At 67.9% G+C, this 13,033-nt stretch carries 13 protein-coding genes; 9 read left to right on the top strand and 4 right to left on the bottom strand.

Features of this window, described 5'->3' with window-relative positions; genetic code table 11:
* Position 1: 1 nt before the first annotated feature.
* The 3 genes from ACQY5K_RS18555 to ACQY5K_RS18565 are packed head-to-tail and all read left to right on the top strand — an operon-like array spanning position 2 to position 3,061.
* On the top strand, positions 2-1,054 hold the full coding sequence (locus ACQY5K_RS18555; protein ID WP_428118466.1) for a copper transporter: 1,053 nt from the start codon (positions 2-4) through the stop codon (positions 1,052-1,054).
* Positions 1,051-1,914 carry a glycosyltransferase gene (locus ACQY5K_RS18560; protein ID WP_428118469.1) on the top strand — a complete coding sequence of 288 codons (864 nt, stop codon included), beginning with the start codon at positions 1,051-1,053 and terminating at the stop codon, positions 1,912-1,914. Before ACQY5K_RS18555 ends, ACQY5K_RS18560 begins: the two co-directional genes overlap by 4 nt.
* A complete protein-coding gene (locus ACQY5K_RS18565) occupies positions 1,904-3,061 on the top strand; it encodes a hypothetical protein (RefSeq protein WP_428118472.1) in 1,158 nt (385 codons plus the stop codon). Before ACQY5K_RS18560 ends, ACQY5K_RS18565 begins: the two co-directional genes overlap by 11 nt.
* A gap of 23 nt (positions 3,062-3,084) precedes the next feature.
* Here the strand turns inward: ACQY5K_RS18565 and ACQY5K_RS18570 are convergent, their stop codons facing one another.
* Positions 3,085-4,539, bottom strand: a complete 1,455-nt coding sequence (locus tag ACQY5K_RS18570) for an amidohydrolase family protein (RefSeq protein ID WP_428118474.1) — start codon at positions 4,537-4,539, stop codon at positions 3,085-3,087.
* A 104-nt stretch (positions 4,540-4,643) separates the two neighbouring features.
* On the opposite strand from ACQY5K_RS18570, the gene ACQY5K_RS18575 reads away from it, so the two are divergent.
* The 3 genes from ACQY5K_RS18575 (at position 4,644) to ACQY5K_RS18585 (ending at position 7,556) form a co-directional block, all read left to right on the top strand.
* Positions 4,644-6,296: a CTP synthase gene (locus ACQY5K_RS18575; RefSeq protein WP_428118477.1), complete on the top strand. Its 1,653-nt coding sequence runs from the start codon at positions 4,644-4,646 to the stop codon at positions 6,294-6,296.
* A gap of 2 nt (positions 6,297-6,298) precedes the next feature.
* Entirely contained in the window at positions 6,299-7,225 is a 927-nt protein-coding gene (locus ACQY5K_RS18580; RefSeq protein ID WP_428118479.1) for a tyrosine recombinase, read from the top strand.
* Positions 7,226-7,310: 85 nt separating this feature from the next.
* Complete coding sequence (locus ACQY5K_RS18585) at positions 7,311-7,556, top strand: PIN domain-containing protein (protein ID WP_428122767.1); 246 nt, start codon at positions 7,311-7,313, stop codon at positions 7,554-7,556.
* A gap of 75 nt (positions 7,557-7,631) precedes the next feature.
* Here the strand turns inward: ACQY5K_RS18585 and ACQY5K_RS18590 are convergent, their stop codons facing one another.
* The 3 genes from ACQY5K_RS18590 to trpS all read right to left on the bottom strand — a co-directional run bounded on the left by ACQY5K_RS18590 (position 7,632) and on the right by trpS (position 10,520).
* Positions 7,632-7,910 (bottom strand): HNH endonuclease signature motif containing protein, encoded by a 279-nt coding sequence (locus ACQY5K_RS18590; RefSeq protein ID WP_428118482.1) that lies wholly within the window; start codon positions 7,908-7,910, stop codon positions 7,632-7,634.
* Between the two features lie 264 nt (positions 7,911-8,174).
* Entirely contained in the window at positions 8,175-9,152 is a 978-nt protein-coding gene (locus ACQY5K_RS18595; protein ID WP_428118484.1) for a hypothetical protein, read from the bottom strand.
* Positions 9,153-9,476: 324 nt separating this feature from the next.
* Positions 9,477-10,520, bottom strand: a complete 1,044-nt coding sequence (trpS, locus tag ACQY5K_RS18600) for a tryptophan--tRNA ligase (RefSeq protein WP_428118487.1) — start codon at positions 10,518-10,520, stop codon at positions 9,477-9,479.
* Between the two features lie 150 nt (positions 10,521-10,670).
* Between trpS and ACQY5K_RS18605 the strand changes: the two genes are divergently transcribed.
* Genes ACQY5K_RS18605 through ACQY5K_RS18615 form a run of 3 tightly spaced genes read left to right on the top strand, consistent with a single transcriptional unit; the run spans position 10,671 to position 13,007 of the window.
* Positions 10,671-11,483 (top strand): segregation and condensation protein A, encoded by an 813-nt coding sequence (locus ACQY5K_RS18605; RefSeq protein ID WP_428118490.1) that lies wholly within the window; start codon positions 10,671-10,673, stop codon positions 11,481-11,483.
* Entirely contained in the window at positions 11,480-12,253 is a 774-nt protein-coding gene (gene scpB / locus ACQY5K_RS18610) for an SMC-Scp complex subunit ScpB (protein WP_428118493.1), read from the top strand. The genes ACQY5K_RS18605 and scpB overlap by 4 nt, the downstream gene beginning before the upstream one ends.
* A 13-nt stretch (positions 12,254-12,266) precedes the next feature.
* Positions 12,267-13,007, top strand: a complete 741-nt coding sequence (locus tag ACQY5K_RS18615; RefSeq protein WP_428118496.1) for a pseudouridine synthase — start codon at positions 12,267-12,269, stop codon at positions 13,005-13,007.
* The last annotated feature ends 26 nt before the right edge of the window (positions 13,008-13,033 follow it).

Raw genomic sequence — 13,033 nt, forward strand, 5'->3', positions numbered from 1 at the left:
GATGATCAATCTGCGCTACCACATCGTCTCGATCGTGGCGGTGTTCTTGGCCCTCGCGATCGGTTTGGCCCTGGGTTCGACGTTCGTGGACTCAGTGCTGGTCAGCAACCTCGAATTCCAGGTCGACCAGCTCGAAGAGGACACGCTCGCGGCAATTGCCGAGCGAACCGAAGCCGTCGAGGCACGAGACGAAGCGCTCGCCAGCATCGATGCTGCGCGCGCCGAACGCGGCGAGATGGAGAACCTTGTACGTCCCTACCTGGCGCAGGGACGGCTGAGCGGGACAACAGCGCTGGTGGTCGCGCCAGAAGGCGCCGACACCGATGCAGTGGCGGCGATCCGCTCCCGACTGGTTGCCACTGACGCCGAGCTCGGCGGGGTGCTGTGGCTGAGCGACGGCCTCAGGCTCGACGACGCTGCAGTGCGCCGGCAGATTGCCGATGCGTTCTCGCTGGCCGGCGACAGTCGCGACGCCGTCCGGCGCGCCCTTCGCTTCTTGGTTCCCCAGGCGCTCTACCGGCCCGACGAAGCGGGATCGTCAACAGGCGAGGGAGCCGATGTTGAGGTTGTGCCTGACGCTGCGGCGCTGGACGGATTCAGCCCTGGGTTCGCGGCGGTGCCGACGACTCGCACGGCGCTCACCGTGCTGCGGGACCTCGGCCTCGTCACCCATGACGGCACGGGTGCGGTTGCACTGCATCGGCTCGGCGGCGAGACGCTTCGCCTCGTCGTGGTGACTGATGCGGCCTCGGCCGGCCTGAATACTGAATTCGTCTTCGACTTGCTCGATGTCATCGCAGCCGAGGGTCACGAGGGCACGGGCGTCATCGTGGAGATTCCGGCGCTCGCCACTGACGATTCCGCTGCGGGAGCGGGCTACGGATCGGTGCTTGCAGGCGTGCGATCCGATGAGGTGCTGTCATCAGCGTTCTCCACCGTCGATGCGGTGGACACCTTTTCGGGCGACCTGGCGCTGCTGGTGGCGCTGGAGAACCTGCCTGAGGTTGTGCACTTCTCGGCGATCGATCCTTCACACGGTCTGGGGACGCCGTGACCCACGTCGTGGCCATCGTGCCGGCGTACAACAGCGCGGCCACCGTGGGTGCCACCGTGACGGCACTTCGCTTGGTGCCTGATGTGCTCGACGTGATCGTGGTCGACGACGGCTCACGAGATCGCACCGCAGCAGTGGCGTCGAGCGCCGGAGCCAGGGTGGTCGAATTGGCTCGCAATCGCGGCAAAGGCGGTGCTGTGGCGGCCGGAGTGGCGGCCTCGGGCGCACCCGAGATCTACTTGCTCATCGATGCCGACCTTGGCCCCACAGCGGCACATGCAGGGAAGTTGCTCGGGCCGGTGGTGGCCTCACAGGCTGACATGACCGTCGCTGTGTTCGGAACGCACGACCGCGACGAGGCTGGCGCGACCCCGCGCCGCGGCGGCTTCGGGCTTGTCAAGCGTCTCGCAGCTCGCGTCCTGCGAATCGAGACGGGCACGGCGTTTGCAGAACCGCTGTCGGGCCAGCGGGCCGTGCGTGGGGCACTGCTCCGCTCGCTCGAACTCGCCGAGGGATTCGGGCTCGAGATCGGGCTGACACTGGATGCGACGATGCGGGGAGCGGTGATCGCCGAAGTCGAGGTTCCGTTCGCGCATCGCCCAACGGGACGCGACATCGGCGGGTTTGCGCACCGCGCTCGTATCGGCCGCCATGTGCTGCGTGCCGCGTCGGCCCGCATCGGCGGGCGCAGGTTGCTGTTTCACCTCGTTGCCGCCGCGATTGCGCGACGTCCGGTCCGGTTCGACGTCAAGCGTGCGCTGAGCTTGGAGGCACTGCGAAGTTCGCTGCGCAAGTTCGGCCAGGCACCGCTGTCTGCGGTTCGACGTCGATGGCGCCGCCCGAGGTCGCGTGGCGGCTGACGACGCACTTCGCACGGGCGCTGCGCTGGCGCTGGTCGCCGTCGCGGGGGCACTGGCGGCAGCGGTGCTGTGGCGCCTGGCAGGTTCGGTGATGCCGCGGAAGCGCTGGATGCGGCCCAACTACCGCGGTGAGCAAATAGTGGCGACCTCGGGCCTGCTCGTCGTCGCCGTGGGTGCGGCGGCCGCCGTTGCCCTGACGGTCCTCGTCTCCGCGTCCTGCGAGGGTGCTGGATGGTTTGCCTACGCCGCCGTTTCCGACACCGCTGCGGTCTCAGTCTCAGATGCCGGGCGTTCGGCTTCTTCGACGGTGCCCGAGTTCGACACAGACCCGGTCGAGCTGGCGGTTGCTGGAGCTGTGGCGACCGTGATCGCGCTGGTCGGCTTCGGTGCTCTGGGCTACCGAGACGACACCCGCGGGGACGCCAGGGTGGGTGGCATCGCGGCCCACTTCCGTCGCAGCTGGCATGAGCGCCGGCTCACGACCGGCACCCAGAAGGCGCTCGGCGGTGGCGCGGCGGCGCTGCTGTGCACCCAGATCGCGCTGTGGGGCAATCCGATCGCGCTGTGGGATCAGTGTGCGTCACGCGCCGGCGTTGGGTTCGGATTCCTGCGGTCGCTTCTGAGCGTCGTGACGGGTGCAGTCGACGGATGGAGCCCCGTGGCACTCGTGCGTGCGGCGCTGATCGTGGCACTCAGTGCCAACGTGCTGAATCTGTTGGACCGAGTGCCGGGCCGGGCCACGAAGGCTGCGCTGGCGTGGTGGCTGTGCGGACTGGTGCCTGTCGCACTGGCTGACGCGGCTTGGCAGCAAGGATTCCATTATGCGGGCGCTGATTGGGCGTGGTTGGCGTGGCAGTCTCCTGCTTTGTGGGCGGCCGGAGCCGTCGGGGCATCGGTCGGGCTGCTGCGCAGCGAGATGCGCGAGCAGCACATGCAAGGCGACACCGGCGTGAACGCCACAGGGGCAGCTCTGGGCCTCGCCACCGTGGCGATGGCGTCCGGCACGGTCGAGTGGGTAATGCTTGCGGTGCTCGTTGCGCTCAACCTGGCCAGTGAGCGCTGGTCGTTCAGCGCGGCCATCGACGCTGTTGCGCCGTTGCGTTGGCTCGATCGCCTCGGTTCGCCCTATCGCCGTCCCGGATCATGACCGCTGCATGGCAGCGCTGAGTCTCAAACCCGCTGCATGGCAGCGGCGGTGCGCCGGTGGGCTGCGAGGCGTTCGTCGAGCGCGGGATGCACGAGTCGACCGTCGCTGACGACCAAGCGCCCGGCGACGATCGTGTCGCGGGCGCCAAGCGGCCCGCAGCGCAGCCACGCCTCGATCGGGTCTGACAACGCGCCGGCGAACGCCGGGCCGTCGAGCTGCCACACCACGAGGTCGCCGCATGCGCCCACCGAGAGCTCTCCGATCTCGCCGGAACGGCCGAGGCAGCCGGCGCCGCCACGAGTGGCGATCTCGAGGGCATCTCGGGCCGTGAAGTACCTGCTCTCGCTCAGCTCGGCCGCAGTCTCGGGTTGGCTGGCGGGGCGTCCGCTGTCGAGCCCTCGCTCAGGACTCGAGTGGCGCAGGCCATCGCGCAGCCGTCCTACCAGCAGGGCGTTGCGGGCTTCGGTCCACATTGAGGCCGAGTCGGCGCTGGCCGAGCCGTCGACGCCGAGACCGACCTGAACCCCGGCGGCCCTCAGTTCTCGCACCGGGGCCAGACCGGTGCCCAGGATCAGGTTGGAGCTGGGGCAGTGCGCGACGCCGGTGCCCCACTGGCCGAGACGGACGATCTCGGCAGGGTTGGGCTGAACGCCGTGCGCGATCCAGGACCGATCACTGCCCCAGCCGCACTGTTCGAAGTAGTCCACCGGGCGCATGCCGAACATTTCGATGCAGAAACCGTCCTCGCCGGGGTCCTCGGCCAGATGGGTGTGCAGCCGTACATCGAGTCGCTCGGCCAGCTCCGCGGTGGCGGTCATCAGCTCGGTCCCCACCGAGAACGGCGAGCACGGCGCCAGCGCGATACGGACCATCGCGGTGGGTGAGCGGTCGTGGTGCGTTGCCACGAGCCGCTCGGACTCGGCCAAGATCTCGTCGGGCGGCTGGCACACCTCGTCTGGCGGGAGGCCGCCAGCGGACTGGCCCAGCGACATCGAGCCGCGCGTGGGATGGAACCGCATGCCGAGCTCAGTCGCCGCGGCGATCTCGGCGGCGATGAGATCGCCCCCGCCGTGGGGATGCACGTAGAGGTGATCCGTACTGGTCGTGCAGCCCCCGAGCGCAAGCTCGGCAAGCCCGACCCAGGCCGACAGGTACGCGCCCTGTTCGTCGAGCCGCGCCCACAGCGGGTACAGCGTCGTGAGCCACTCGAACAGGCCGCCGCCCAACGCGGGCGCGTAGGCCCGGGTGAGGTTTTGGTACATGTGGTGGTGAGTGTTCACGAGGCCCGGGGTCACCACGCAGCCGCTCGCGTCGATCGTGCGCTGGGCCGCTGGCGGCGGGTCCCCGGGCTCGCCGACCGCGCTCACAACGCCGCCGGAGACCGACACCCAGCCGCCCGCGATCTCACGCCGCTGTGCATCGCACGTCGCGACGAGTTCTGCACCTCTCACCAGCAGTTCTGCCGTTGTGTCGCTCATCTGGATGCTCCGTCGAGGTGGTCTGGCGTTGGGAAGGGTCAACCTTGCACCAACGCTGCGACGGTAGCTTGAGGCGAAACCTGAGGGAGCACTGAGTCAGCCCAATGGCAAAGCACATATTCGTCACTGGTGGTGTTGCAAGCTCCCTCGGCAAGGGACTCACCGCGGCCTCGCTCGGGCGGCTGCTCGTTGCGCGTGGCTACCGGGTCACCATGCAAAAGCTCGACCCGTATATCAACGTCGACCCCGGAACCCTGAATCCCTATGAGCACGGTGAGGTATTCGTCACCGACGACGGGGGAGAGACCGACCTCGATCTCGGCCACTACGAACGGTTTATCGACGAGTCGCTGACCCGGGATTCAAACGCCACGACTGGCTCGATCTACCAAAAGGTGCTCGCCGACGAGCGGCGCGGCGAGTACCTCGGCCGCACTGTCCAGGTCATCCCGCACATCACCGACGAGATCAAAGAACGCATCCGCAAGCTCGCCACTGCCGATGTGGACGTGGTGATCACTGAGGTCGGCGGCACAGTGGGCGACATCGAGATCCTGCCGTTCCTCGAGGCCATTCGCCAGATGCGCCTCGAAGTCGGTCGCCGCAATGTCTGCTACGTCCACGTCACTCTGGTGCCGTTCATCGGCCCCGCAGGCGAGCAGAAGACCAAGCCCACGCAGCACTCGGTGACCGAGTTGCGCAGCCGAGGCGTGCAGCCCGACGCGATCGTGCTGCGCAGCGAGAGTCCCATCGAGGACGGGCTGCGCAACAAGATCGCCAATCTCTGCGACGTCGAGCCGGCCGGCGTCGTCAATGCACCTGACGCCTCGATCCTGTACGAAATCCCGATGGTGCTGCGCGCTGAGGGCCTCGACAGCTTCCTGTGCGGGATTCTGGACCTGGAAGACGTCGAGCCGGACCTCGCCGACTGGGAAGCGATGCTGGAGCGGATCAAGTCCCCTCAGGCCAAGGTGCGCATCGGCATCATCGGCAAGTACGTGACGCTGCCCGACGCGTATCTCTCGGTGTGCGAATCGCTGCGCCACGCCGCCTCGTACCACCGTGTCGAGGTTGACATCGAGTGGATCCATTCCGAGGAGATCGAAGGGCTGCTGGCTGCGGGGCGGCTGCGGCACCTCGACGGCATGGTGATTCCCGGCGGCTTCGGTTCGCGCGGGATCGAAGGCAAGATCGCTGCGGCGGAATTCTCCCGCCGAATCGAGATTCCCTGTCTGGGATTGTGCCTGGGACTGCAGGTCATGGTGATCGAGTTCTGTCGCAACGAGCTCGGCCTGCTGGGCGCGAACTCGACAGAGTTCGACGCCAACACGCTCCACCCGGTGATCGACCTCATGCACGCCCAGCGGGGTGTCCAGGACAAGGGCGGCACCATGCGGCTTGGTGCCTACGTGGCCCGGCTCGCACCGCTCAGCCGGGTGGCGGCGATGTACGGCGACACGCTGGTGAACGAGCGTCACCGCCATCGCTATGAGGTCAACAGCGCCTACCGCAACAAGATGGCCGACGGCGGTCTTCAGTGCAGCGGCCTGTCGCCCGACGGCCGGCTGGCCGAGTTCATCGAACTTGACGACCATCCGTTCTGGGTCGGCACCCAGGCGCACCCCGAATTCAAGAGCAGGCCGGATCGGCCGGCGCCGCTGTTCTGCGGCCTCGTCGGAGCGGCTCTCGTGCGCGCTGAGGGTCGTAATCCGCAGCTGCTGCAAGCACCGCTGGGCACCGGCGGTCCCTCCCGCTGACGGTGGCGCCAGCGCTGGCAGTCGAAGCCGAGGACTACCTGGGCTGGCTGTCGAACGAGCGAGGACGCGCACCTCGCACCGTCGCGTCGTACCGCGCTGACCTCTCTTCGTTCTCCGCGTGGCTCGATGAGCGCGGAACTGATTTGCTGGGCGCTTCGTCCGCAGACGTGGCCGCCTACCTGTCGCACCTGCGCAGCGACCTCAAGCGCAGCTCATCGACCGTGGCGCGCGCGGCCGTCAGCCTGCGCGGCCTGTACCGGTTCTTGGTGGCCGAGGATCTGACCTCGAATGACCCGGCGGGAACGCTCGACGTGCCACGCGCTCCGGCGGGTTTGCCTCGTGCGCTGCGCCGGGACCAGATCGAGATGCTGCTGGCCTCGCCGGTCGGGGACGACCCGCTGGTGCGGCGCGATCGGGCAATGCTCGAAGTGCTGTACGGCATGGGCCTGCGAGCCAGCGAGCTGACGGCCCTGTCGCTCGGCGATATCGATCTCGATGAACGGCTGATGCGCGTGTGGGGCAAGGGCGGCAAGGAACGGATCGTGCCTGTGGGCCGCCACGCCGCGAATGCGGTGAAGGAGTGGCTGAGCGGTGCCGGCCGGGGAGCGCTGGAGCCCGATTCGTGGGCCACCCAGGACGACGCGCGGGCGTTGTTCCTCAACAACCGCGCCCGCCGCATCACCCGCCAGGGTGTCTGGCTGGTGGTGCGGCGCCACGGCGATCGCGTGGGTTTGGGGCGAGATCAGCTCTCTACGCATGTGCTGCGGCACTCATGTGCGACGCACATGCTCGACGGCGGTGCCGACATTCGCAGCGTGCAGGAGCTACTCGGCCACGCGTCGATCTCGAGCACCCAGCGCTACACCGCCGTGTCCCAGGAACGTCTTACCGAGGTGTACCGCCAGGCGCATCCGCGCGCCCGCTACTGAAGACGGCCTACGCAGGACTCATGCAGATGCCGTACTACCGGCGTGCCTGCTCTACAGCGTCCGCTCTCTTACCGATTACGAACAGATTCTCGCTGAGAGGCGCGCCTTGGTTTCGTATCCGATCACCGAGGCGGTCACTGCCCGGGCGTTCGAACTACAGCACGGGCTCACACGGAGAGGCCAGCACCGGGTTCCGTTGCCGGACTTGCTCGTCGCTGCAGTCGCCGAGGTCAACGATGTGACGGCCGTCCACTACGACGCTGACTTCGACCGTCTTGCTGCGGTGACTGGTCAGCCAACCGAGTGGGTGGTGCCCCAAGGTTCTCTCTGACGCCCGCGGCCGGATCACGTGACATGCGCAGTCATCCACCAGACCTCGCAGGACGCGAAGAGTTGCGGACGCGGGCTATTCGCGTTGGCGGCCGTAGGCGACGTCGAAGCTGGTTGATCCGGTTCGTTGGAGGTGGCTGGCGGTGTCGTGGAGTTCGCCGTGGCAGCGGTAGCACAGCAGGGCGAGGTTTTCGATGTCGGTGCGGCCGCGCGCGGGGGCCTTCCAGGGCACGATGTGGTGTCCTTCGCACCATGCGGGTGCGGCGCGGCACAGCGCGCAGCCTCGGTCGCGTGCGACCAGGGCTTGCCATTGGGCGTCGGTGATGGTGCGGACTTTGCGGCCGTGCCATACCATAGGGGCTGGCCGTTTCCGTCGAAGATGAGGCCGAAGATGTCTGCGCCGCAGGCGAGGCGTTCGAGCACTCGGGCGGGGACCGGGCCGGTGCCGGGGATTTCGCAGTCGGCCCATTCCTGGCCGAGCACGGCGCGGGTGTCGGCGACGATGAGCAGCTTGGTTGCGGCGCCGCAGCCCAGCGCTGCCCGGCAAGGTCGTGCCGCCGCCAGGCTGTCCGTGGCGAGCCTGGGCGGGAGAAGTGCCGGACTGGTGACGTCGCGACGATCATGCATGCGCGATGGCGGCATTGCCGGTCTTGGTGTCGATGGGCAGCGGCACGGGCGCCCGTACTCCGGCGAGATCGATGTCGGCAGGCAACTCGGCGAGGTGCTGGGCTGCGAGGGGCGGCAGCGGCTCAGGGCGCGGCGTGCCCCATCGCTGGGTGGAGAACTCTTCGTCGCGGTGGTCGACCTCGGTGTACCAGCGCAGCGCGGCGCGGCGCTCGTCGGTACCGATCAGCGCTGCGAGCGCATCGGCGCGGCATTGGGTGTAGGTGCGCGGCTCAGGCGCGTCGGGGCGCTTGTCGTCCCGGTCGGCGTCAGCGAAGCGCTGAGCTATGTCGTCGATGATCGCCTTGAACGCCGCGCCGGTGGCGGGATCCATCAGCGCGGTTGCCTTGGTGAGGCCCTCGGCGGTCTGGCTGATCCGCAGGCTGCGCAACGCCCGCTGACGGCGATATTCCTCTGTGGGCGTGAGGCCCTTGCGGAGATCACGCACCCGGTCATTGGCTGCACGGCGAGTGCTCTCCACGTTTGTCGAGGACGCGACCTCCAACAGCCGCGACGCATCATTCACCGCGTCTGTGCCAGCCAGCCCCGCCGCGCTTGCAAGCACGTCGGCGTGCTCGGCAGTGATGTGGCCCGCGCCGAGCGCCGACTCGACATTGGGCATCTGTGCCAGCACCGCCGCGCGCCCGGCCGAGCGCTTGGCTGCGGCCCCCGAACAGCCCGACACCCGCCGCAGCACCACAGCCGAACGGTCGCCGAAATCGTCGAGCCGGTCGATCTCGGCGGCGAACCGCGCCTCGCACGCATCCAAAGCCGAACGCACGCCGACCATCTCGCGCCAGCCCGCTTCGAGGTCATCACGCGACAGCCCGAACGCCACCGTCGAACGAATCACCTCAGCAGCTTCGCCCAACAGTTCTGCCGGGCCCAAACAAGCGCCCGCTGCGTCCAGATCGGCCGGGGTCTCGAATGGCATGACACCAGGCCGAGCAGCCCGCCGGGCATCACTCATCAGATGCGACCCATCGGACTGATGCGAAGCGCTGCCTCGATAATCATCCACTGCCATCACCCCCTTCGCTGAACTGTCGCAAGCATATCACTGTCTGCGAACGAATGTACGCCTATCAGCGTCTTTCCTCGTCGTCTTGTCTATTCGGGGCGTGTGACAGAGATGATGGAAGGGTTGCAAAGCGGCAGTTCTGCCGCCCTGCTGATACTTATGTACTTCGATCTTCGCGGAGGTCTCGGCGTGAGTCAGAGCCACAGGTGCGCTCGATTCCGCTCGGAAAACGTGCTTTCATCGCATCGGCACACGAGCTTCTGTCTCGAGCGACTTCGGCAGGAAGCCCATTGCCTCCTTGGCGCGCGCCAGCGTGACTGATGCAACGGCTTCGGCCTTGTCGGCGCCGGCAGCGATGATGCGCGCCAGCTCGGCGGGATCGGCGTCGAGCTCGGCCTTCTTGGCCGCGATCGGCTCCAGCAGCGCGACGATGGCATCGGCGGTGTCGGACTTCAGTGCCCCGTACTGGTGATAGCCCTCGGCGGCGTCAGCTGGGCTGCGGCCGGTGGCGGCACCCAGGATTGACAGCAGGTTCGACACGCCAGGTTTCTGGTCCGGGTCGTAGCGGACCTCGGACTCCGAGTCGGTCACCGCCCGGGCGAACTTGCGGGAGATGTCAGCTGGGTCGTCGAAGATGCCGACCGAGCCCTGGGGGCTCTCGGCGGACTTGGACATCTTCGCGGTGGGGTTCTGCAGGTCCATGACGCGAGCGCCCACCGTGGGGATGGCGGCGTCGGGGATCACGAACGTGTCGCCGTAGCGGCTATTGAACCGCTGCGCCACATCGCGTGTCAGCTCAAGGTGCTGACGCTGGTCGTCGCCCACCGGCACCCGGTCAGCGTCGTAGATCAAGATGTCCGCAGCCATCAAGGCCGGATAGGTGAACAGGCCCGCAGAGACGTGGTCGCCGCCCTGCCCGGCTTCCTCGCCACTCTCGGCGCGTGCCGACTTGTCCTTGAACTGGGTCATCCGTCGAAGCTCGCCGAGCGACACCGTGCATTCGAGCAGCCACGACAGCTCGGTGTGCTGGGGAACGTGGCTCTGCACGAACAGCGTGCAGACCGCAGGGTCGAGGCCGACCGAGATGAGCGTGGCCATGGTGCCCAGCGTCGAGACGCGCAGATGAGCCGGATCCTGCTGGACGGTCACGGCGTGCAAATCGACGGCGCAATAAAACGCATCGGCGTCGTGCTGGTCGATCGCCCACTGGCGCAGCGCCCCGAGGTAGTTGCCAAGGTGGACCTCGCCGGTGGGCTGGATGCCCGAGAGCACTCGTGTCATGGCGCATGAAGGTACCGGACCTCGGTGTTCGCACCGCAGTGGATTGGGGCGCATGGCTCGGCAGGTGCGGCGCGAACGCGGACTTCGTCAGGCACTTGGTGCGCGCGAGGATGCTTGGACTTGACGAATGTGCGCGGTACCTTCGGCCGCGTGGCCTACGAGGTGCGCACAGTGGCCTTCACGGGCCCGCTCGACGTGCTGGTGAAGTTGATCGTCTCCCAAGAGGTGGACGTCTGGGAGGTGTCGCTGGCGCGGCTTGTCGACGACTTCGTCGCAGTGCTGGCGGATGTCGGCCGCGATGCCGGCGCCGGCGGCGAATCCAGTATCGACTTGGATGCCGTCACCGAGTTCGCAGTGTTGGCGGCCACGCTCATCGAGCTCAAATCTCGGCGCCTGCTGCCCAGCCCGCCCGTCGAACTCGACCTCGAAGAGGAGCTGGCGCCGTACGGACGCCGAGACGAGGTGCTCGCGCGGCTCCTCGAAGGCCGCACGTTCGCGGCAGCGGCGCGGCTGCTGCGCGAGCACTGGGCGGCTGCGGCGATGCAGTGGCCGCGAACCGCAGGCCCCGAAGACCGCTTCTCGACCGCCGTGCCGGACTTGCTCGAACGTGCGACAGCCCCAGATCTGGTGGCGGCGATGCAGCGCGTGCTTGCGCCCCGCCCGGTGCCGAAGGTGGACCTGTCGCACCTGCGTTCGGCGGGCATCACCGTGGACGAGGCCGCAGTACACATCGCCGGCCAGCTCGCAGAATGCGGCGCCGCGACGTTCCGCGAGCTGACCAACCATCTGGACGAGCGCATCGTGGTCGTCGTGCACTTCCTGGCGGTGCTCGAGCTGTTCAATTCGGGCCTCGTCGAGATGACTCAAGCCGAGCGGTTCGGCGACATCGGCGTCATTTGGATTGCAGGCGACGACGCAGTTCTGCCGACAATGGCCGGCGCCTACGGAGAGGACGCAGCGTGAGCACCGAGGACCCCCCGACCGGCGGCCTTCGCCTCGTCAGCGACGAGGGGCGTACGATCACACACCCGTCGATGCGAGGTCGCACACCGCACAACGGCGCCGCCGCGGTTGATTCGGCCGCACTCGACGACATGGGTCCCGACACTGAGAGCATCGATCCGGTCGCAACAGATGCTCTCGATGCCGACCTCAGCGCCCGCGACCAGCAAGCCGAGTTGTTCGCAGCCATCGAGGCGGTGCTGATGGTCGCCGAGGAACCCGTCAGTGCCGAAGTCCTGGCGACAGTGACGATTGAGCCGGTTCCGGCCGTGGAGCAAGCGTGTGCGCAGATTGCACGTGAGTATGCAGCAACAGGCCGCGGCTTCTCGATTGTGCGCGTCGCAGGCGGTTACCAGCTGCAGTCCGCGGTGGCGGCGGCTGACTATGTCGAGCGATTCCTCGGCGGTCGCCGGTCGGCTCGGCTGTCCGCAGCGGCCATGGAGACGCTCGCACTGGTGGCGTACAAGCAGCCGATCTCGCGAGCCCAGATCAGCGCGATCCGTGGCGTCAACGCCGACGGCGTGGTGCGTACGCTCAGCGATCAGGGCTACCTGACCGAAGTCGGGCGCGATCCGGGCCCCGGAACCGCGTCGCTGCTCGGCACGACCGACTTGCTGCTGCAGCGGCTCGGCCTCGACAGCCTCGACGACCTGCCGTCGCTGTGTGAGCTCAGCGTCGATCCCGACGCTGTGGAGGCGATGGATCGCATCGCAGCCGAACGCACTGGATAGCAGCGGCGAGCCGGTGACCGGGGGCTCCAGCGACGAGCCGGATCCCGAGCGGGTCCACAAAGTGATGGCGCGAGCGGGCGTTGCGAGTCGTCGCGCTTGCGAGGCGCTGATCGTCGAGGGGCGCGTCACTGTCAACGGCACCGTCGCACGCACCGGTGACCGTGTCGTTCCCACTGACTGCATCGAGCTCGACGGCGCCGTGGTGGCCTGGGATCCGGGCCTGGTGCACTACCTGTTGAACAAGCCGCGGGACGTGCTCAGCGCAGCATCCGACGACCGTGGACGGCGCTGCGTGACCGACCTGGTGCCCGCCGACGAACGCGTCTATCCCGTCGGGCGCCTTGACGCCGACAGCGAGGGGCTGATCATCGTCACGAACGACGGCGAGCTGACCCACCGGCTGACGCATCCGTCCTGGGGCGTCGACAAGGAATACCTGGCCCATGTCTGCGGCGTTCCGTCTCGGCGGGCGCTGGCGCAGCTGCGAAACGGGGTCGAGCTTGACGACGGGCCGACGGCGCCGGCGGTCGTGTCGATGCCGCAGCCGTCGATGGTGCGCATCGTGATCGGCGAGGGTCGCAATCGGCAGGTGCGTCGCATGTGCGAAGCCGTGGGCCATCCGGTGCTGCGACTCGTTCGCACCCGCATCGGCCCGCTGTCGGACTCGTCGCTGCGCCCGGGGGAAAACCGACCGCTGACGCCCGACGAAGTGCGGAAGCTCCACGGCGCTGCGAAAGCTGCGAATCGACGTTGACGGCTCCCGTACGACGAGGCGATGGT

Origin of the sequence: Candidatus Poriferisodalis sp. (assembly GCF_965262965.1) — a bacterium.
In the GTDB taxonomy this organism is placed as follows: Bacteria; Actinomycetota; Acidimicrobiia; order Acidimicrobiales; family Poriferisodalaceae; genus Poriferisodalis.

Excerpts from the sequence above, each read along its gene's own strand:
- ACQY5K_RS18555 (WP_428118466.1), top strand. The coding sequence starts at position 2 with ATGATCAATCTGCGCTACCACATCGTCTCGATCGTGGCGGTGTTCTTG.
- ACQY5K_RS18570 (WP_428118474.1), bottom strand. The coding sequence starts at position 4,539 with ATGAGCGACACAACGGCAGAACTGCTGGTGAGAGGTGCAGAACTCGTC.
- ACQY5K_RS18575 (WP_428118477.1), top strand. The coding sequence starts at position 4,644 with ATGGCAAAGCACATATTCGTCACTGGTGGTGTTGCAAGCTCCCTCGGC.
- ACQY5K_RS18590 (WP_428118482.1), bottom strand. The coding sequence starts at position 7,910 with ATGGTATGGCACGGCCGCAAAGTCCGCACCATCACCGACGCCCAATGG.
- ACQY5K_RS18595 (WP_428118484.1), bottom strand. The coding sequence starts at position 9,152 with ATGCCATTCGAGACCCCGGCCGATCTGGACGCAGCGGGCGCTTGTTTG.
- trpS (WP_428118487.1), bottom strand. The coding sequence starts at position 10,520 with ATGACACGAGTGCTCTCGGGCATCCAGCCCACCGGCGAGGTCCACCTT.